Genomic DNA, 20,997 nt, shown 5'->3' with positions numbered 1-20,997 from the left:
CCTTCTTTCTATCTATTGCGCCTTTTTAAGGACTACTTTTTTACGGATTGGAGGCCCTTCTTCTGGCTCTTTCTTTTTGCTACTATGATTATATATTGAGAGGACCAGACCAATACCAATCAGATTACTAATAATAGACGATCCACCTTGTGAGATAAAGGGGAGGGGAATCCCCGTCAAAGGGAGAAGACCCGTTACTGCTCCGACATTTTCAAAAATATGAAAGACCAGCATCATGATAAATCCGATGGAAATATAGGTATAAAATTGGTTATTGGACTGGAGGGTAATTTTTAAAATGCGGTAAATCAGGGTCACATATAAAATCAACAGCACCAGAGCTCCAACAAAGCCAAAGTCTTCTGCGACGACCGTAAAAATCATATCGCTTTCCCGTACGGGAACCAATAAATTGGAGACATTAAAGCCTTGACCAAAGAGGCCACCACTAGCAATAGCTAGCTGTCCTTGTGCCTGCTGGTAGGTGGTGGTTTGTGCATAGTCAAAAGGATTTAACCAGGCTAAAATACGGTTCATCTGATAGGTTGGCATCCCTACTTGCTGGTGCAGAAAAGCTCGCCCCCCTTCTGAAAGAAAGAGGAAGAGAAAGCCTGCTAACCCACCTGCTAGAAGCAAGATGACCGGCAAGATAATTTTCCAGGAAACTCCTGAAACGAGCACTAAGCCCGCAAAAATGGCCAAGAATACTAAGGCCGTTCCCAAGTCCTGCTGGAGAGCCAATAAGGCAAAGACCGGAATCGTATAGATGGTCAACTCTAGAATCAAAAACCAATCTTGTCGTAATAATCGCTCACGCCCCTTATTTCTTTGCAAGAATCGGACAATAGAGCGTGACAGCATCAGGATGAAGGGGATCTTCATAAATTCTGAGGGCTGAAATAAGGTGATGTTCCCATAAGCCACCCAGTTTTTAGCTCCTGTTGAAGCTACCAAGTTGGGATTATAAAACACAAGGGGAAGAACCATCAAGGCCAGGCCAAGCAGGTAAAGAAAGGGAGTGATTTTCCAAAGAAATTTCGTGCTAAAAATCGTCACAATCAGGCAAATGACACATCCCACACCAATCCAGGCCAATTGCTGCCCTAAAAAAGGCCACACCATTTGGGGATAGTCATGAGAAACTGCTACATAAACAGATAAAATCCCAATCATGAGAAGAGCGAAGACAATCCCAATGATCGAATAATCCAGGTGAATCGTCAAAAAATGATGTTTCTTCATTCACGTTCCTTTCTGTGAGAATCATCAAATTAATTAATAGAACAACATTTGTAGAATCAAGCTAGATCCTGCTACACAAAACCAAGCAATCAACCCTACTAGAAGGGGGGCTGCTCCTGCTGCACGGAACTGTTTCCAAGAAACCTTGCTTCCGATTCCGACCAAGGCCATGGCCATAAAGAGATGAGAAAGGTCCTTTAGGTAAGGAAGAACCACTTTAGGTACCAAGCCGATAGATGAAAGAATAGAAGCCACAATAAACCAAATGATGAACCAAGGAATAATTTTCTTTAACATTCCTTTGTTTCTTCCTTGTTGCTTGCTCCGATACCATTTTAAACCGATCAAGCCCAAACAAACTGGTACAATCATCAGGGCGCGTGTCAACTTAACAATAGTAGCCATTTCACCCGCCGCCTTACTATAAGAAAACGCTGCTGCTACAACTGATGACGTATCGTTAATGGCTGTTCCTGACCAGAGGCCAAATTGAAAATTAGACATATGCCATACATGCCCTAATACTGGAAAGATAAAGACAGCCAAAATGTTGAAGAAGAAGATGGTTGACATAGATAAGGCAATTTCCTCTTCGTCTGCTTCAATGATCGGCGCAGCTGCTGCGATAGCAGATCCACCACAAATAGCCGTTCCAAATCCAATTAAGGTCCGTAGGTGAGATTTCAGATGGAAGACTTTCCCAAAGATCATCGCTGCAAGAAAGGCAACTGTTATTGTTGGCAGACTAATCTTCAAAGAAGACAAGCCTGTAGAAGCAACCGTCGCAATCGGCAAGCTAAATCCCATGAAGATAATCGAATACTGCAATAATTTCTTACCAGACCAGTTCAGTCCTGGTCGTGAATTCTCTGGCAAATCTACTAATTCATTGAGGACAATTCCTAAAATCAAAGCAAAGACACTGGAGCCAATGATGGGAAAGAAAGTTCCCAATAACATGGCACAAAGAGCCAGTACAAATGCAATTGCAAGTCCAAATCCTTTATTTTTCATTCTCTCAATTCCTTTCAAAAAAGTCAGCTGCTTGCTCAACAAGCCGCTCTCTCACTGTTGTGTGAAGGGGCAACACTTGCTGCAAGCCATCTAAAATTTGTTTTCCATATCGTTTGGTCACCACCCGCTGATCCAATAAGAGGACCAACGATTCCTGGTCTTGAAAACGGCTGGTTCTCCCAATAGCCTGTTTGAGCCTTAAAATCGCGACCGGAAGGCTATAGTCATAAAAGGGATTTTTCCCCTGTTCTCTGAGTTGGGTATTCAGCTTTTGAACCATATAATCTTTAGGGTTGTCAAAAGGAAGGCGCGTGATGATTTGAATCACTTCTTTTTGTTGGGAAAAATCGACTCCCTCCCAAAAGCTTCCTGTTCCCAATAAAATAGAGCTTTCTCCTCGGTCAAATCGTCGCTTAATATTGGCTGCATCGCCATTTCGATACTGGGCCAAATGAGGAAAGTTCAAGGCGTTTGACGTCTCCAGTAACAATTCTTTTGAGGTAAACAAAAGAAAAATTGGTTTTCTTAGAGGAAAAAGTTCATCGATGAGCTGACAAATTTCTCCTGCATACTCCACAGAAGATAAAGAAACGACATCTGGAAAATCTATCGGCACTAACAATTCCTGGTGTTGTTTGACTGTTATTGGCACCCGGTAGATTTGCTGCTCTTGGTATCCCAAAAGGGCAGGTAAATGCACCTTTTTACTGATCGCGATCGTTGCTGATACAAAGAGCACGGGCACTTCTTCAGGAACAAACTCCTTAAAGGATAGCAAGTCCTCAACTCCTCCGTGGAGACGAAGAATCTGGTGGCTTTCGACTACTTCTTTGTCCATCCAAAAGGTTTGGTAGCGCTCATCAAACAATTCCCTTAGATTCTCTAGAGATTCGTTTTTTAATTCCGATACATCCTGTCGAATTTTTGCCACTGTTTGATCTGATAAGATCGCTGTTTTTCCTTGTACAACTTCCTTAGAGCAGGCATTTAATTCAAATTGAATACTTTCCAGCAAACGCCGTTGCAGAAGATCTTTTTCCTCTTCAATAGCGTGTTGCAAGCTAAAAAGAAGAGATTGCAAGGTTTCTTCTCTCTGTGAAAACTGCTCTAAAGCAAAGAAGAGTTTTTGCGCTTCATCCACTACCAGAACAGATTCTTGAAGTAGACTCTTATCATCTTCCAGACGGGTTAAGAGATAGGCATGATTGGTCAGAATCACCCGGCTAGTTTTCACTTTTTCTTGACCGAGACGCCAGAAATCTTCCTGATAAAATAGTGAACGTTTCGACAATTGACCATCGTGGCAAATATCAGCTACAAAATGGAGATGACGGTAGAGCTGACCGATTTCACTCAACTCTCCAGTCTCTGTCATGGTCAGCCAAACCAACAATTGCATTTTAAAACGTCGGATCATCCCATTATCTGACTCACTCTGTAAGGTCTCATAAAATTTATCAAGTTGGATGTAATCTTTGGGACTTTTCAGGCTATGAAAGGGAATTTGGAAAAGATCTTGGATGGTCTTTCCTTCCTTCTTCATAATTTGATCCTGAAGAATTTTAGTTGGAACACTCACAAGAATGCGCTTAGAAGTTTTGGCCAAAAGCGTTAACAGATAGGCATAGGTCTTCCCAATTCCCGTTGGCGCCTCGATAAAACTTGGGAGGGAGTACTGCAAACTTTCTTCCACATAGGAGGCAAACTGTTGTTGCTCCGGATAAGCTTCCATTCCTAATAACTGCATATTGAAATCAAATTGCTCTGATAACTGGTAACTTTTTAGGAACTGCTGTGGCTTTCGCAAATAGAGTCCATGAACTTCTTTCAAATGGGAGGGTAAAAAGAGAGTACTGTCTTCAAGCGCATCTTCGATTAAGAGTCGCGATTCATAAATCAAACAATCTGCCATCGATAAGAGATTTTCAACAAAACCTCTCGGAAATGCGACAATTCTTTCTCTCAATTTCAAAAGTAATTGGGCCGTAGCCATGGCATCTGCCAAGGCGGAGTGAGCATGGTGCAAGTCAATGCCGAGCTCAGATGCTAACGCCCCCAAATTATAGCGTTCTAGAGTTGGGTAAAAGACTTGAGACAATTCAACCGTATCAATCCGAGGGGTCGTTAACTCAAATCCCTCCCAAAAAAGGGCTTCTGCCAATAAATTCGCATCAAATTTGACATTATGGGCCACAAAGACGGCATCTTCTATTAATTCAAAAATTTCCTTTGCCACTTGTGCAAACTCTGGTGCTTTGCGTAAGCGAGCATCTGTTAGTCCGGTCAATTGTTTGATGTGCTCATCCAATCGTTCATGGGGATTTACATCTGTTTCATAGGATTGGGTAATTAGGCCATCCTCGATAATAACGATCCCAACCTGAATGATCTTAGCATTGCTTCCAGCACTGGTCGCTTCCAGATCCACAATGGCATATTTCCGTTTCTGTCTTGTCATAATACTTAAAATTATATCACGTTTGAGCAAGCTCTGCAGATTTTTTTCTCCTTTCATGTTGACTTCAATCCTGTTATTTTCCTTGCAATTTGATACACTATTCTAGAAAGGAGTCCTTATGAAAATCTATCGTACTGTTAATCCTGTAGCTTATGAAAATACCTACTACCTTGAAAATGACCACTCCCTCATTCTTGTCGATCCAGGTAGCGACTGGGCGACTATTCAAAAACAAATAGATCGCATCGGAAAACCAATTGTAGCGATTCTTTTAACCCATACGCATTACGATCACATTATGAGTCTTGAAAAGGTTCGTCAGACCTATCATTTCCCACCTGTTTATGTCCATTCAGCAGAAGCCAGTTGGTTGTCTTCTCCTGTCGATAATTTATCTGGTTTGGATCGTCATGCGGATTTAGAAGATGTGGTATGCAAGGAGGCCGACTTCCTTTATGACATTCGCTCCGATTACCAAATAGCCGATTTCCACTTTTATGTTCTGGAGACACCAGGCCACTCTGCAGGAGGAGTCTCTATCGTCTTTCCTGAGGATCACCTGGTTCTATCCGGTGACGCCCTTTTTCGCGAAACCATTGGACGGACCGATCTTCCAACAGGGAACGCGGCACAGTTACTTAGCAGTATCAGAGAAGAACTCTTTACCCTTCCATCTTCCTATACCGTCTATCCCGGTCATGGCCCTGAAACTTCTATTGGTCACGAGAAGATGTTCAATCCCTTCTTTAGACAATCTTAAAGAATCATGTATCCTCCTTCCTGTCCTAATAAAAGATACAAAAAAAGCAAGTGTGAACTTGCTTTTTTATTATATCTTAAGAAAACGTCTCATGGAGATTGACGAACCGATCGCTCCAATCAAAATCCCCAATCCAAACAAGCCACCCACCATAATCGGTACCAAAAGATGGGGACTATAAAGATGCAAGTTTTGGTCTGTCAAGTTATTATTCATTGATGTATAGACAACATTATACACGTAGAAAACCAAAGCTGATGGAACCACTGCTCCCAATAGACCAATCCAAGCCCCTTCTAAAAGGAACGGTGCACGAATATAACCATTCTTTGCTCCTACCAGTCGCATGATCTTAATCTCACGACTACGTGAAATGATGGTAATCCGAATAGTATTTGAAATCAAAAAGACTGCAATAAAGATCAATAAGGCGACCCCGATCAAGCCCCAGTTTCGAATAAAGGTTCCAAGGGCAAACAAGCGTTGGGTATCGACCCCACCATCTTTGACTTCAGAGACCCCTTCAATTTTCTTGGCATCTGCCGAGACTTGCTTCACATATTTTGGAGCTGTCGTCTCTACATAATAGGCATCGTAGAGGGGGTTTGCATCTCCATCAAAAATCTTCCAGTTGTTCCCAGCCGTTTTGATCAGTTTATCATACTGTTCTTCCTTGCTAGAAAAATCAACCTTGTCGACATGCTTCATGGCTGTCAGAGCATCGTAGACCTTATGGTAATTTTCATTGGTCACGGTTTGACCTTCTTGTTCAATCTGCTCGCTCTGATCTTGAATATCTTTGCGCATGTATACTACAACCCGCACACTGTTTTGAATATCATCTGAAAGCTTAATAGTATTAGCAATAACAGAGGCGAAAATAGCAACCAAGCTAAGGGTAATCATAACCGAGCTGACTGCTGCGATCGTCATCCAACCATTTCGTTTCAAGCTTTTAAACGATTCAATTAAGTGTCGGAAAAATCTTCTAATCATCGTATCCGTACTCTCCTTCCGCTTCATCACGCACTACACGACCATTTTCAATCGCGATGACACGGTGACGTAAAGTATTTACAATCTGGCTATTGTGGGTCGCCATCAATACTGTGGTCCCTTGCAGATTAATCCGCTCCAAAAGATTCATGATTTCCCATGAATTATCTGGGTCCAAGTTCCCCGTTGGCTCATCCGCAATCAAGACTTTCGGATTGTTGACGATCGCACGAGCAATCGCAATCCGTTGTTGCTCGCCACCGGACAATTCATTCGGGAATGAGCGGACCTTGTGTTTCAACCCGACAAGATCCAAAACTTCCATCACTCGCTTTTTAATATTGCGACGGCGCTCACCGATAACTTGCATAGCGTAGGCAATATTTTCATAAACGGTTTTCTTTGGAAGCAATTTATAATCTTGGAAGACCACTCCTACATTGCGTCGCAACATAGGAATATCGCGTTTTTTGATTTTATCCAAATCAAAATCAGCTACTTTCAAACTTCCTTTATCGTGTTTGACTTCACGGTATAAAAGTCGAATAAAGGTCGACTTCCCTGCACCAGAAGGTCCTACGATGTAGGCAAATTCTCCTGGTTCAATTTGGACAGAGACCCCGCGAAGGGCCGTCGTCCCGTTGTCATACTTTTTGACAACATCTTTCATTTCAATCATTGACATGTAATGAAATTCCTTTCATTCTTTTCTGGTTGATTCCCTCAAGGTTATTGGAGACGCCATTTAAGGTAGGCATCGATAAAGCCATCGATATCTCCATCCATCACCTTGTCCACCTGCGCTACTTCGTAGTTGGTCCGGTGATCCTTAACCATCGTGTAAGGGGTAAAAACATAGGAGCGGATTTGACTTCCCCAGGTGATTTCTTTTTTATCCCCTTTTAGAGAATCCACCTCTGCTGCTTTTTTCTCTTGCTCTAATTGGTAGAGTTTAGCTTGCAACATCTTCATCGCACGATCACGGTTCCCGTATTGGGTCCGATCCACGGTGGATGCCACTACAATCCCTGTCGGAATGTGGGTCAAGCGCACCCCTGTAGAGACCTTGTTGACGTTTTGTCCACCAGCTCCACCAGAGCGGAAGGTGTCCATCTTGATATCATCGTCACGAACTTCGACTTCAATGGTATCGTCTAATTCGGGCATGACCTCAACAGATGTAAAGGAGGTATGACGACGTTTAGCGGAGTCAAATGGAGAGATTCGAACCAAACGGTGTACCCCCATTTCAGATTTGAGAAGACCGTATGCATGTGGCCCTTCAAAGGATAGGGTCACAGACTTGATTCCAGCCTCATCTCCAGCCTGATAGTCCAAGACTTCAACTTTAAAGCCGTGGGCATTTCCAAAACGAGTATACATCCGAAGAAGCATGTCGCCCCAGTCCTGAGCTTCTGTCCCTCCTGAACCTGGGTGGATTTCTAAGATGGCATTATTATTGTCATAGGGTTCAGACAATAGCAAGGTCATCTCATAGCTGGTCATACGTTTATCCAGCTCCTCCAACTTCTCGATCAATTCTTCCTTGACCGAATCATCTTCTGCCAAAAAGTCCAGTAAGATTTCTGACTCATCAAAGAGATCCACCATTTGATGGAAATTTTCATAGGTCTGCTTGAGTTCATTTAATTCTTGAGATGTCTTTTGCGCAGCAATGTTATCATCCCAAAAATCAGGTTCTGTCATTTTATTTTCTAAAATGGCAATTTCTTCTTCCAATGCCTCTAAGTCAAAGAGACCCCCTGAAAGAAGCTAATTTTTCACGATTTGCGTCAATTTTTTGACGAATTTCTGAAATGTCCATAAGTACCTCTTTCTATGTATCTAGTCTATTATATCATAACCTTCACTATTTGCCCACCTTCCAATATTGGATCTGCTGGTTGACCACTGCCAAGCCAGCTTTTTTTCAGTATTTTTCTATTTCTTTGTAACCTAATTGTTAGAAAAAAAGATCCTCTTATGCTAGACTGGTAGCATGACAACAGTAGCTTTTATGTCCGATTTACATATTGATTCAAACAACTTCGGCAAAGACGAAATAGAGACCCTGATCACTCTTTTCAAGGACAAAAAAATTCAACATCTCCATATTGCAGGAGATATTGCCAACGGCTTTGAAAAGACCTCACAGGAATTTTTAGACCAACTTCAATGTCACCTTCCAGTGACCTTTAGCCTAGGAAATCATGATATGCTGGGCCTATCAGAAGAAGCCATGAGACCTTTTGAATTTCAAAAGATTCCCTTCTCCAATCATACGCTTCTTGCCTTTTCGGGCTGGTATGACTACAGCTTTGTTCCTACCATCTCTCCCCAAAAACATCTTCAAACTAAGAATCTGTTTTGGTTTGATAGACGCCTCCAACGAATGGGATCTGATCCAGCCATTACCCAACGTCTGTTGCAAGAGCTGGAACAAGAGCTCATGCGAGTAGACCAACCCCTGATCATCGCCATGCACTTTGTTCCTCATAGTCAGTTTCTCCTGCGCCACCCTTATTTTGAACGCTTTAATGCTTTTCTAGGGAGCCAAGCCTTTCATGAGCTCTTTAGACAATATCCTGTCAGAGAGGTGATTTTTGGTCATAGCCACCACCGAATGCCAGCGACAACGATTGACACCATCACCTATCATGCCAGACCATTAGGCTATGTCCGAGAATGGGAGCTCTGCAAACAATTTTTCGAAGCTTTTCCTGAATATGATTTTCCAAAACGATACGATCCTTACAAACGCTATCGCAGAATCAAAGACCTCCCCGAATTTAAAGCATACAAGAAAAAACAGCTCGCTCATGAATTTTCTCAAGCCATGACGATCCTTAAACTATAAAAAAATTGGTTCCTTCGGAACCAATTTAGAATGTAGACAAACTATTTTAAAGTAAAATAAGTTAAGCGATTCTGCAAAAAAATAAATAAGTTCCAATTTTTAAATCGATCGAGAAAATACCGAAACTTTCCGCTGTGAGAAAAGTGCCTGAAACAATAACATTTCAGGCACTCGGAATTATTGAGACCCTAGGCTCAATAATTAGTCATTGAACTTCGAAGAAGTTCGCTGACGTCCGTACTCACCTAAGGAAAGTTTTTTATATGACTTTGTTTTCAATCTGAATTGGTTCTTTCGGAACCAATTTTTTTACTCTTCTGTATCCAAGAGATTTTTTGCAACGACTGCAGCCAGAACACCACCGACAATTGGAGCCAAGATAAAGATCCAAATTTGTTGAAGAGCCGCACCACCAACAAAAAGGGCAGGTGCCAAGCTACGAGCTGGGTTAACAGAAAGTCCTGTAATGTTCAAACCAACAAGAATAATCAAAGTCAAGCTCAAACCGATCACAAGACCAGCGATTTTCCCATTACCTTTGGTAGCTGATGTCACTGTCATGATGACTAAGATAAAGATAAAGGACGCAATCACTTCAAACAAGAAACCGCCAAATGGAGTCACACCCTTCGCTAGGGCATTTTCACCAAGACTAGCTGTTGACATACCTGAATTTGACAAGAGGAAGAGTACTGTTGCAGATGCGAGAACCGCACCCACTACTTGCGCTGCAATATAATTAACCAAGTCCTTTGAAGACAAGCGTTTGTTCACAAACATGGCAATCGAAACAGCCGGGTTCAAGTGGGCACCTGAAACAGTCCCAATTGAGTAAGCTGCTGCAACAATGGATAAACCGAATGCCAAGGCAATTCCTAAATGTCCCAGACCTTCTGTTCCATTTCCAAAAACAACTGCGCCAGTCCCGATAAAGACAAGCATAAATGTGCCGATTACTTCAGCAAAAAACTTTTTCATAACTAAGTTTCCTTTCTTCAAACTGTTGACTAGTTTATCAAAAATCCATACGTACCTCAAGAAATATGCCCAGTCTATTTTGCACGCAAAAAAAGCCATCCGAAGATGACTTTTTTTATGCTTAAATGGCGTTTTTATCTTTTCCAAGTGCACGTTGAACGGCTTTAACAATCTCAACGAGAACAACAATCAAGAGCGAACCAATCATAACTGCTAACCATTGTGTCAAACTCAAATGAGAGACATGGAAGAGTTTGTTAAATCCAGGGACAATGATGGTCGCCATCAAGAGAACAAAGGCAACTGGAATCGACCAGTTAAAGGTCTTGTTCTTGAAGAGTCCCACTTTAAAGATCGATTGGTAAACCGATTTAACGTTAAAGGCATGGAGCAATTGGATCAAACCAAGAGTTGCAAAAGCCATAGTCAAAGCATCTGCATGGATTTCGGCACGAGTCGCATGTTCTGGATAGAGTATGGCCCAGCCATAAACACCAAGAACCAGCATGGTTTGGAAGACACCTTGATAAAGAATAGCTCCGAAGACTCCGCCATCAAAGAAGTTGGATTTACGTCCACGAGGTTTGTGGGTCATGACACCTGGCTCAGCTGGTTCCACACCAAGAGCGATGGCTGGAAGAGTATCGGTAACCAGGTTAATCCAGAGAAGATGTACTGGTTGAAGAACATCCCATCCAAAGAGGGTTGCAAAGAAGATGGTGAAGACTTCAGCCATATTGGCAGACAAGAGGTATTGGATAGATTTTTGGATATTTGAGAAGACCTTACGTCCTTCTTCTACCGCTACGATAATGGTTGCAAAGTTATCATCTGCAAGGACCATGTCTGAAGCTCCCTTAGAAACTTCTGTACCAGTGATCCCCATACCGATACCGATATCAGCTGTCTTAAGTGATGGTGCATCGTTGACCCCATCCCCTGTCATGGCAACAACTTTACCTTCTTTTTGCCATGCTTTTACGATCCGAACCTTGTGTTCAGGTGATACACGCGCATAAACAGAGTATTGTTTGAAGACCTTTTGGAATTCTTCATCAGAGAGTTCATTCAACTCAGCTCCTGTAAAGACGTGATCTTCTGTGTCATTTGGATCGATGATACCGAGACGTTTGGCAATGGCTTCAGCTGTATCTTGGTGGTCACCCGTGATCATGATTGGACGGATACCTGCTTCCTTAGCGACACGAACAGCTTCTGCTGCTTCTGGACGCTCAGGGTCAATCATGCCGACCAAACCAGAGAAGATCAGGTCAGACTCAACAATTTCAGATTCCAAGGTAGGGATTTCGTTGCTTGTCTTATAAGCCATCATCAAGACACGAAGGGCTTGTTTAGCCAAGTCTTTGTTGGTAGCAAGGATAGCTTTCTTATCTTCATCTGTGATAGGACGAACTTCCCCATTGACTTCAATACGTGTCACACGTTTGAGCAATTGGTCAGGAGCCCCCTTGACAGCGATAAAGTAAGAACCGTCTGCTTCCTTATGGATAGTAGACATAAGCTTACGGTCAGAGTCAAATGGCAATTCTGCCACACGTGGCTCATCCTTCAAAATTTCGCGAACATCAAAATTGTGATCCAAACCAAACTGTACCAAAGCAGTCTCTGTTGGGTCCCCAATCAACTTGCCAGATGGGTCCACCTTAGTATCATTGGCAAAGTTCATGATACGAAGGGTATTGTTGCTAGCAGCAATCTCAGCTGCTGAGCTTTGCAATTGACCGTTGGTGTAGACCTTCTCAACAGTCATTTGGTTCATAGTCAAAGTACCTGTTTTATCAGATGCGATGATTTCTGTTGAACCAAGAGTTTCAACCGCTGGTAATTTACGAACAATCGAATTGCGTTTGGCAAGGGTTGTAGTTCCCAAAGATAGAACGATAGTTACAATGGCAGGAAGTCCTTCTGGAATGGCCGCAACCGCAAGGGCTACCGCAACCATCAAGCCTTCTAATGGATGCTCTCCACGAACGAAGACACCAACTAAGAAAGTAATGACCGCAATCACAACAATTAAGTAAGTCAAGGCTTTAGATAATTGTTCCAAGCTTTGCTTCAATGGTGTTTCAGTCTCATCGGCATTAGCCAACATATCTGCAATCTTACCAACTTCTGTATACATACCAGTGTTTGTTACGACACCAATACCACGACCATAAGTTACATTTGAGTTTTGGTAACCCATATTGACACGGTCTCCGATACCAGCATCTGCTTCAACAAGTCCTGTCACATCTTTTTCAACTGGCACAGACTCCCCTGTAAGAGCTGCTTCTTCAATTTTAAGAGAAGCTGCTTCAAACAAACGCATATCTGCAGGCACGACATCTCCCGCTTCAAGCAAGACGATATCTCCGGGTACCAATTCTTTTGAGTCAATCTCAATAACATGGCCATCACGACGAACACGAGCCATGGGGCTAGACATATTTTTCAGAGCTTCAATGGCTGCTTCTGCTTGCCCTTCTTGGTAAACCCCAAAGGCAGCATTCAAGACAACAACGGCCAAGATGATCATGGCATCCGTTAGACCGTCCATTCCTTCTGTAATCACAGAAAGTGCCGCTGCCACAAGCAAGATGATAATCATCAAATCCTTAAATTGATCAAGGAATTTAGCTAGTAGGCTACGTTTTTCACCCTCTTCCAACTCATTACGACCATAATTCGCTAAGCGTTCTTGAGCCTGGGCGGTTGACAAACCTTCGACAGATGAATCCAAGTTCTTTAGGACTTCCTCAGAAGATTGCGTGTAAAACAAATCTTTATTTTGTTCTTTTGACAAAACAGTCTCCTCCTTTTTGGCCTCTTTTTACAAAAAAAGAGACCTGTTTTTTAAAAAAACAAGTCTCGCTGTTTAATATAGTGCCGGAAATAATTCGTAATGACGACACTATCGCGGAAAACCGCCAGCTACTCCCTTGAGTGGTTTTATTATACCATTTTTATAGAATAAAGCAAGCGGGATCTCTAATAATTTAATGAGGTCTATTCTTCCCATTCCACCAGTAATTGATAATTAGCAAATTCCTGTTCTCCATCGAGAGTTAACAAGCGATAAGAGACTTTCAAATGACCTGCTTCTAATTGAAAGAGGTCTGTTGTAATCAAAAACTGCTGAATGCCCATCGGAGTTGGGATGATTGCCCCACCATCTTCATTTTTGTAGAAACGCATGATGGATTTAGGACTTGAGAATCGTGTCATCACCAATTCATCATTGGAAAATTTCAAAGCAACCTTTTCATCTTCTTCATTGGTATACAAGAGATATTGAAAACCTGCTTTTTCCTTCCATTCACCTTGATAGTACTGATCAACAATTTCCATTTCTTCTCCAAATCGAATGGTATTTTGAATGCGAATCTGCATCTTTGTCTCCTTCTCTTCTTTTCTTGCCTTACTATTCTATCAAATTTTACGCATTTTGACTGCCCCTATTAGCCTCTATATCGCAAAATAGGCTTTTTTTTGCTATAATAGACCCATGAATGAAAAAGTCTTTCGCGATCCCGTGCATGATTACGTTCATGTGGATCATCCCATCATTTATCAATTAATTAATAGTAAAGAATTTCAACGACTACGCCGCATCAAACAACTGGGGACATCTGGTTTTACCTTCCACGGTGGGGAGCATAGTCGTTTTTCTCACTGTCTTGGCGCCTATGAAATTTCAAGACGCATTCTGTCCATTTTTGAGGAAAAGTATGCAGAGCAATGGAACTCTGATGAAAACTTACTGACCATGACAGCCGCTCTTCTTCATGACATCGGACATGGTGCCTATTCTCATACCTTCGAAGGACTCTTTGGGACCGATCATGAAAAAATGACCCAGCTGATCATCACCAGTCCAGAGACGGAGGTCAATCAGATCCTCTTACAAGTGGCACCTGATTTCCCAAATCGTGTTGCCAGCGTCATTGATCATACCTATCCCAATAAACAAGTGGTGCAATTGATTTCTAGTCAAATTGATGTGGACCGAATGGATTATTTACTGCGGGATGCCTACTTTACGGGTGCTTCCTATGGAAAATTTGACTTGACCCGTATTTTGCGCGTCATTCGACCGATTGAAAATGGCATTGCCTTCCAACAAAATGGCATGCATGCTGTCGAGGATTACGTGGTCAGCCGTTACCAAATGTATATGCAGGTCTACTTCCACCCGGCTACTCGTGCCATGGAAGTCCTCCTTCAAAATCTACTCAAGCGCGCTAGAACCATTTATCCAGATCAGAAAGAGTATTTTCAACTGACTTCACCTCGCTTGATTCCATTTTTTGAAGAAGAGGTCACCATTCAAGACTACCTAAATCTAGATGACGGTGTGATGAATACCTATTTCCAAGTCTGGATGGATAGCCCGGATACCATCCTGTCTGATCTTGCTCAGCGCTATATCAATCGGAAAGTCTTTAAGTCGATTCTATTTACAGAAGATAAGCGGAAAGACTTAGCAATCCTTGAAAAACTGATTAAAGAGGTTGGCTTTAATCCAACCTACTACACAGCTATTCATCAAAATTTTGACCTGCCTTACGATATTTATCGACCAGAGCTTGAAAAACCACGGACCCAGATCGAGATGATCCGAAAAGATGGGAGTCTCGCTGAATTGTCTCAGTTGTCTCCACTCGTCGCTGCTTTAGCAGGAACTCGCTATGGGGACAACCGCTTCTATTTCCCCAAAGAAATGCTGGAGGTTAATGGACTTTTCAGTAAGCAAGTAGAAGAATTCACTTCTTACATTACCAATGATTATTTTACAGGAGAGACGGATGTCCATTAAATTAGTTGCGATCGATATCGATGGTACACTCCTCAATTCAAAAAAAGAGATCACACCTTCCGTATTTGAAGCAATTCAAGATGCTAAAGCCGCAGGCGTTAAAATCGTGATCACAACCGGTCGTCCTATCGCAGGGGTCTCAAAACTTTTAAAAGAACTCCATTTGATGGATCCTGGAGACTATGTCATTACCTTTAATGGCGGTCTGGTGCAAGAAACTGCTACTGGAAAAGAACTCATCAAAGACCTTTTACATTATGAGGACTATCTCGATATCGAGTCTCTTGCTAACAAACTCCAAATCCACTCTCATGTGATTACTAAAGACGGCATCTATACCAGCAATCGCGATATCGGACGCTACACCATTCATGAATCTCAACTGGTCAATATGCCCCTTTATTACCGGACGCCTGAAGAAGTTCGTGAGAAAGAATTTGTCAAGGCCATGTATATCGATGAACCAGACATTCTGGATGATGCGATTGCAAAAATCCCTAAAGAATTTAAGGATCGCTTCACTATGGTCAAATCAGCCCCTTTTTATTTAGAAATTCTAGGGAAAACAACCAATAAGGGAGCTGCCCTTCTTCATCTAGCTGAACGACTTGGAATCCAGCAAGATGAAACCATGGCTATCGGAGATGAAGAAAATGACCGTTCCATGCTAGAAGTCGTGGGACATGCTGTCGTTATGGAAAATGGCAATCCAGCTCTTAAAAAAATTGCTACAACTATTACCAAATCAAATGATGAATCTGGCGTTGCATACGCCATTAGAAAGTGGGTATTATAAGAAATGTACCATTACCAGCTAGGAATTTCTGCTAGTGAGCATGACGACTTTGTTATTCAGAGTGACCAAACCAATCTCTTACAAAGCAGCTCATGGGCAAAAATCAAAGATAATTGGGGAAATGAACGGGTTGGTTTTTATCAAGAAGACCAATTAGTCGCTGTTGCTAGCATCTTGATTCAACCCCTGCCACTTGGCTTTTCCATGCTCTACATTCCTCGAGGCCCAATCATGGATTACCAAAACAAAGAGCTGGTTTCATTTGTGATCCAGTCCCTTAAAAAGATAGCCAAACAATACAAGGCCTTGTTTGTGAAATTTGATCCAAGTCTTTTCTTGAGTAAACACTTGATTGGACAAGAAAATACGGAAACCACTGATGTACAAGCGGTCATCGACACCTTAACTAAAGAAGGGGTTGAATGGACTGGCCGAACCAGTGATATGGCAGAAAATATCCAACCACGCTTTCAAGCAAATATCCACAAAGAGTTTTTCACTGAGCAAGATCTTTCAAAATCTACTCGACAAGCCATCCGAACTGCTCGAAACAAAGGGATCCAAGTCCAATTTGGCGGGACTGAATTGTTGGAGGACTTTGCTTCTCTCATGAAAAAGACTGAGGCTCGTAAAAGCATTCACTTACGTGGAAAAGACTACTACGAAAAACTGCTCACTACCTACCCAGGACAATCCTACATTACTTTGTCTACGCTAGATCTCGAGAAACGCAAAAGCTCCCTTATAAAAGATCTTGAAAAAAACAAGGCAGAGGCTGAAAAATTCACAGAAAAAACAAAGCCTAGCAAGGTTGAGAATAACCAAAAAGAAAAAGAGCGGATAGAGGAAGAACTGCAATTTCTTGAGCAGCATCTCCAAGCAGGTAGACAGGTTGTTCCTTTATCTGGGACCTTAACCCTTGAATTCGGTGGGACATCTGAAAATGTTTATGCAGGGATGGATGAAGAATTCCGCCGTTACCAACCTGCTATCCTCACCTGGTATGAAACTGCCCAACACGCTTTCGACCGTGGTGCTTCTTGGCAAAATATGGGGGGCATTGAAAATTCACTCGATGGTGGTCTCTATCATTTCAAATCAAAATTTAATCCTGTCATTGAAGAATTTGTTGGGGAATTCAACCTCCCAACCAGTCCACTTTATCCACTTGTAAACAAAGTCTACAAGATCCGGAAAAAATTAAGGAGTAAATAAAGTTACATGACTCTTACGACAATTTCAAAAGAAGAATTTACCTCATTTGCAAATACTGTTTCCCATCGCTCTTTTATCCAGTCTGCTGAAATGGCAGATCTGCTTGAAAAGCGAGGAAACACGGTCCAATTTATCGCTTGGAAACAAGAAAATCAAGTCCGAGTGGCAGCAATCTTGTACAGTCTTCCTATGACAGGTGGTCTCCATATGGAAATCAATTCTGGCCCCCTTTACCAAGAGGAGGCTATGCTAGAACCCTTCTATGCAGCCTTAAAAGACTATGCGAAAGAAAATGGGGCTATTGAACTCGTTATTAAGCCCTATGATACCTATCAAACCTTTGACAGTGACGGCAATCCAACCAGTGAAGAGCAAACCCATTTCATGGATACCCTAAAAAATTTGGGCTATCAGCATGATGGTTTAACAACAGGTTATCCAGGTGGAGAAGGTGATTGGCATTATGTGAAAGATATGGAGGGCATCACCGAAAAAAATCTTCTCAAGAGCTTCAGCAAAAAAGGAAAGCCACTTGTCAAAAAAGCCAAATCTTTCGGTATTGAACTGAAACGATTAAACCGAGATGAACTGCAACTCTTTAAGGATATTACTTCTTCTACCAGTGACCGTCGCGACTATCAGGATAAGACCTTGGATTATTACCAAACTTTCTATGACAGTTTTGGCGACAAAGCAGATTTCATGATCGCAACGCTGAACTTCCACCATTACTACACGAATCTTGAAAAAGACCAAGGAAAACTAGCTCAGAAGATTGAGAAATTACAGAAGGATCTTGAAGGCAACCCCAATTCAGAGAAAAAACAAAATCAACTTCGTGAATTCTCTAGCCAGTTTGATACCTTTGAGGTGAGAAAGAAGGACGCAAAAGAATATATTGAAAAATATGGAGATCAAGACGTCATTCTTGCAGGTAGCCTCTTCGTCTATATGCCACAAGAATCCACCTATTTATTCAGTGGCTCTTATACAGAATTTAATAAGTTCTATGCTCCTGCTGTTCTCCAAGAATATATGATGCTTGAAACCATCAAACGTGGTATCCCAAGATATAACTTCCTCGGTATTCAAGGAATCTTTGACGGGTCAGACGGTGTTCTTCGTTTCAAACAAAACTTCAACGGCTACATCGTCCGTAAGATGGGGACCTTCCGTTATTACCCAAATCCTCTGAAATACAAAATGATTTCTCTCATTAAGAAACTATTAGGACGTTCCTAACTCAAAGGGAGTGGGAAAGAACTCCGACAAGTTAAAAAGAGTTCGTCTTCCCACCCCCGCATAGCTTCAACAGTCTGGGAGACTGTTGAAGGTTGTGGATAAAGGAAACTTTGTTTCCCTCATTAGGTCATCTTTAGAGCTTAAAAGGCGAACAAAGATGCCAATCAACCACTGCGTCTTACACTTTCTCCTATCAAACATCAAAGGCTGGACAGTTTTTGCCCAGCCTTTTTCTACTATAAAAAAAGACGAGAAATCTCTCGCCTTTTTATATGTCATTATTTAACAAAGTCAAGCAATGCCAAGAAGCTTTCTGGATCAAGTGATGCACCACCTACAAGAGCTCCATCAACGTCTGGACAAGCCATGTATTCAGCAACGTTTTCAGGTTTCACTGAACCACCGTATTGAACACGTACTTTGTCAGCCACTTCTTGACCAAAGTCAGCAGCTACAACGTCACGAACAACTTTACACATTTTTTGTGCGTCGTCTTGTGAAGCTGATTTACCAGTACCGATCGCCCAGATTGGTTCGTATGCGATAACTGTTGAAGCGACTTGTTCTGCAGTCAATCCAGCAAGAGCAGCTGAAACTTGAGCCCCTACGAATTCTGCTGCTTTACCAGCTTCGTAAGTTTCAAGGCTTTCACCACAACAGATGATTGGAAGCATACCGTTCGCAAAAATTGCTTTTGCTTTTTTGTTGATATCTTCATCAGTTTCGTGGAAGTAGTCACGACGTTCTGAGTGACCGATAACAACGTAGTCAGTACCGATTTCTTTCAAAACTTGTGGGCTAGTTTCACCTGTGAAAGCACCTGCATTTTCAAAGTAGCAGTTTTGGGCAGCAACTTTAAGGTTTGAACCTTTAGCAGCAGCAAGTACAGCTGTCAAGTCAACTGCAGGAGCTGCGATACCAGCTTCAACAAGGTCAGCTGAAGGAAGTTTTGATGCTACAGCTTCAACGAATGCTTTTGCTTCTTCTGGATTTTTGTTCATTTTCCAGTTACCAGCGATAAATGGTTTACGTGACATTTCACATACCTCTTTTTTCTAATTTTATACTACTATTTTACCATAATTTTCGTCATAATGAAAGGTTGCACAAGCTCATTTTACTTTTTACCAAAATAAAAACCCCGTCTTCACAGGGTTTTCTGTCTGTCTATATAATTGTTAATCTGGGAACTAGATCGAATTAAGCTTCGATTTCAGTAACCATACCTGAACCAACAGTACGTCCACCTTCACGGATTGAGAATGTAGTACCTTGTTCAACGGCGATTGGGTGGATCAACTCAACGTCGATAGTCACGTTATCACCAGGCATTACCATTTCAGTTCCAGCTGGAAGTTCGATAGATCCAGTTACGTCAGTTGTACGGAAGTAGAACTGTGGACGGTAGTTGTTGAAGAATGGAGTATGACGTCCACCTTCTTCTTTAGTAAGGATGTAAACTTCACCTTTGAATTTAGTGTGTGGGTTGATTGAACCTGGTTTAGCGATAACTTGTCCACGTTCGATTTCATCACGTTGGATACCACGAAGAAGCACACCAACGTTATCCCCTGCAAGACCTTCGTCAAGTTGTTTACGGAACATTTCAACACCAGTAACAACTGCTTTTTGGATTTCGTCTTTGATACCAACGATTTCGATTTCGTCGTTGACACGAACAACACCACGGTCGATACGTCCTGAAGCAACTGTACCACGTCCAGTGATTGAGAATACGTCTTCGACTGGAAGAAGCAATGGTTTGTCAGTATCGCGTTCTGGTTCTGGGATGTACTCATCAACAGTATCCATCAATTCCATGATGATGTCTTCATATTTAGAGTCACCTTCAAGAGCTTTAAGAGCTGAACCTTGGATAACTGGAAGGTCATCACCTGGGAAATCGTATTCTGAAAGAAGGTCACGGATTTCCATTTCAACCAATTCAAGCAATTCTTCATCGTCAACCAAGTCAACTTTGTTCATGAAGACGATCAAGTGTTTAACACCAACCTGACGTGAAAGAAGGATGTGTTCACGTGTTTGTGGCATTGGTCCGTCAGTTGAAGCTACTACAAGGATAGCTCCGTCCATTTGAGCGGCACCAGTGATCATGTTTTTAACGTAGTCCGCGTGTCCTGGAGCGTCGATGTGAGCGTAGTGACGTTTAGCAGTTTCGTACTCAACGTGTGCAGTGTTGATGGTGATACCGCGTTCGCGTTCTTCTGGAGCAGCATCGATAGACGCATAGTCTTTAGGTTGGTTAACTGATGAAGGCAAGCGACGTGCCAAAACAGTTGTGATTGCTGCAGTTAGGGTAGTTTTACCGTGGTCAACGTGTCCGATTGTACCGATGTTAACGTGCGGTTTACTACGATCGTATTTTTCTTTTGCCATTTGAGTAAAAGCCTCCAATAAAATATATTTTATAGATAGACAGTAGGCAATACAGTCTAACTTTCCTTACTATTCTATCGAATTTTAGATAAAATTGCAAGCCTTTTACCTATATTTTCTTAATTATTCCTCTTCTTTTCTTTTATTTTATCAGCTTGCTGAAAGATCCTGATCTAGCTTTGAAAATTCTCATTTTAAATCTTCTATTTAAGCCATTACATAC

Annotated in this window: 17 protein-coding genes; 6 read left to right on the top strand and 11 right to left on the bottom strand. The window is 41.9% G+C overall.

What is annotated here, in order from left to right; translation table 11 throughout:
• Positions 1 to 12 precede the first annotated feature (12 nt).
• The 3 genes from P5Y91_RS04700 to P5Y91_RS04690 are packed head-to-tail and all read right to left on the bottom strand — an operon-like array spanning position 13 to position 4,714.
• Positions 13 to 1,242 (bottom strand): FtsW/RodA/SpoVE family cell cycle protein, encoded by a 1,230-nt coding sequence (locus P5Y91_RS04700; RefSeq protein WP_118396707.1) that lies wholly within the window; start codon positions 1,240 to 1,242, stop codon positions 13 to 15.
• A 33-nt stretch (positions 1,243 to 1,275) separates the two neighbouring features.
• Positions 1,276 to 2,256 carry a YeiH family protein gene (locus tag P5Y91_RS04695; protein WP_070448771.1) on the bottom strand — a complete coding sequence of 327 codons (981 nt, stop codon included), beginning with the start codon at positions 2,254 to 2,256 and terminating at the stop codon, positions 1,276 to 1,278.
• 4 nt (positions 2,257 to 2,260) lie between these two features.
• Positions 2,261 to 4,714, bottom strand: coding sequence for a bifunctional DnaQ family exonuclease/ATP-dependent helicase (locus P5Y91_RS04690; protein WP_277839065.1), 2,454 nt, complete (start codon positions 4,712 to 4,714; stop codon positions 2,261 to 2,263).
• Between the two features lie 118 nt (positions 4,715 to 4,832).
• On the opposite strand from P5Y91_RS04690, the gene P5Y91_RS04685 reads away from it, so the two are divergent.
• Positions 4,833 to 5,474, top strand: a complete 642-nt coding sequence (locus P5Y91_RS04685) for an MBL fold metallo-hydrolase (protein ID WP_049475350.1) — start codon at positions 4,833 to 4,835, stop codon at positions 5,472 to 5,474.
• 69 nt (positions 5,475 to 5,543) lie between these two features.
• On the opposite strand, the gene ftsX is transcribed toward P5Y91_RS04685, so the two are convergent.
• From ftsX to prfB, 3 genes are all read right to left on the bottom strand, one after another.
• On the bottom strand, positions 5,544 to 6,470 hold the full coding sequence (gene ftsX / locus P5Y91_RS04680; RefSeq protein WP_049514653.1) for a permease-like cell division protein FtsX: 927 nt from the start codon (positions 6,468 to 6,470) through the stop codon (positions 5,544 to 5,546).
• Positions 6,463 to 7,155, bottom strand: coding sequence for a cell division ATP-binding protein FtsE (gene ftsE / locus P5Y91_RS04675; RefSeq protein WP_003008021.1), 693 nt, complete (start codon positions 7,153 to 7,155; stop codon positions 6,463 to 6,465). The genes ftsX and ftsE overlap by 8 nt, the downstream gene beginning before the upstream one ends.
• A gap of 44 nt (positions 7,156 to 7,199) precedes the next feature.
• Positions 7,200 to 8,295 (bottom strand): peptide chain release factor 2 gene (gene prfB, locus P5Y91_RS04670; RefSeq protein ID WP_100209015.1). Its coding sequence is split into 2 segments (ribosomal slippage): positions 7,200 to 8,222 and positions 8,224 to 8,295, totalling 1,095 coding nucleotides; the frame shifts between segments, so codons are not numbered across the junction.
• Between the two features lie 174 nt (positions 8,296 to 8,469).
• Between prfB and P5Y91_RS04665 the strand changes: the two genes are divergently transcribed.
• Positions 8,470 to 9,327, top strand: a complete 858-nt coding sequence (locus P5Y91_RS04665) for a metallophosphoesterase (RefSeq protein WP_277839056.1) — start codon at positions 8,470 to 8,472, stop codon at positions 9,325 to 9,327.
• A gap of 309 nt (positions 9,328 to 9,636) precedes the next feature.
• Here P5Y91_RS04665 and P5Y91_RS04660 read toward each other — a convergent pair whose 3' ends face one another.
• The 3 genes from P5Y91_RS04660 to P5Y91_RS04650 form a co-directional block, all read right to left on the bottom strand.
• Entirely contained in the window at positions 9,637 to 10,305 is a 669-nt protein-coding gene (locus P5Y91_RS04660) for an MIP/aquaporin family protein (protein ID WP_277839055.1), read from the bottom strand.
• A gap of 121 nt (positions 10,306 to 10,426) precedes the next feature.
• The gene (locus P5Y91_RS04655; RefSeq protein WP_277839054.1) at positions 10,427 to 13,111 is read right to left on the bottom strand and encodes a cation-translocating P-type ATPase; all 2,685 of its coding nucleotides are present in this window, start codon (positions 13,109 to 13,111) and stop codon (positions 10,427 to 10,429) included.
• 203 nt (positions 13,112 to 13,314) lie between these two features.
• Entirely contained in the window at positions 13,315 to 13,698 is a 384-nt protein-coding gene (locus P5Y91_RS04650; RefSeq protein WP_049483366.1) for a YwiB family protein, read from the bottom strand.
• Between the two features lie 115 nt (positions 13,699 to 13,813).
• Between P5Y91_RS04650 and P5Y91_RS04645 the strand changes: the two genes are divergently transcribed.
• Genes P5Y91_RS04645 through P5Y91_RS04630 form a run of 4 tightly spaced genes read left to right on the top strand, consistent with a single transcriptional unit; the run spans position 13,814 to position 18,377 of the window.
• A complete protein-coding gene (locus P5Y91_RS04645) occupies positions 13,814 to 15,124 on the top strand; it encodes an HD domain-containing protein (protein WP_013903868.1) in 1,311 nt (436 codons plus the stop codon).
• Positions 15,114 to 15,920 carry a sugar-phosphatase gene (gene yidA, locus P5Y91_RS04640; RefSeq protein ID WP_277839053.1) on the top strand — a complete coding sequence of 269 codons (807 nt, stop codon included), beginning with the start codon at positions 15,114 to 15,116 and terminating at the stop codon, positions 15,918 to 15,920. The genes P5Y91_RS04645 and yidA overlap by 11 nt, the downstream gene beginning before the upstream one ends.
• Positions 15,921 to 15,923: 3 nt before the next feature.
• On the top strand, positions 15,924 to 17,135 hold the full coding sequence (locus tag P5Y91_RS04635) for an aminoacyltransferase (protein ID WP_277839052.1): 1,212 nt from the start codon (positions 15,924 to 15,926) through the stop codon (positions 17,133 to 17,135).
• Between the two features lie 6 nt (positions 17,136 to 17,141).
• Positions 17,142 to 18,377, top strand: a complete 1,236-nt coding sequence (locus tag P5Y91_RS04630) for an aminoacyltransferase (RefSeq protein ID WP_277839051.1) — start codon at positions 17,142 to 17,144, stop codon at positions 18,375 to 18,377.
• 278 nt (positions 18,378 to 18,655) lie between these two features.
• On the opposite strand, the gene tpiA is transcribed toward P5Y91_RS04630, so the two are convergent.
• Both tpiA and tuf read right to left on the bottom strand, forming a co-directional pair.
• Positions 18,656 to 19,414: a triose-phosphate isomerase gene (tpiA, locus tag P5Y91_RS04625; RefSeq protein ID WP_118227966.1), complete on the bottom strand. Its 759-nt coding sequence runs from the start codon at positions 19,412 to 19,414 to the stop codon at positions 18,656 to 18,658.
• Positions 19,415 to 19,577: 163 nt separating this feature from the next.
• Complete coding sequence (gene tuf / locus P5Y91_RS04620) at positions 19,578 to 20,774, bottom strand: elongation factor Tu (protein ID WP_003008055.1); 1,197 nt, start codon at positions 20,772 to 20,774, stop codon at positions 19,578 to 19,580.
• Between the last annotated feature and the right edge of the window lie 223 nt (positions 20,775 to 20,997).

Source organism: Streptococcus taoyuanensis (assembly GCF_029589235.1).
GTDB lineage: Bacteria > Bacillota > Bacilli > Lactobacillales > Streptococcaceae > Streptococcus > Streptococcus taoyuanensis.
Note: the sequence above shows the minus strand (reverse complement) of the source record. Positions and strands in the feature narration are given on the sequence as shown.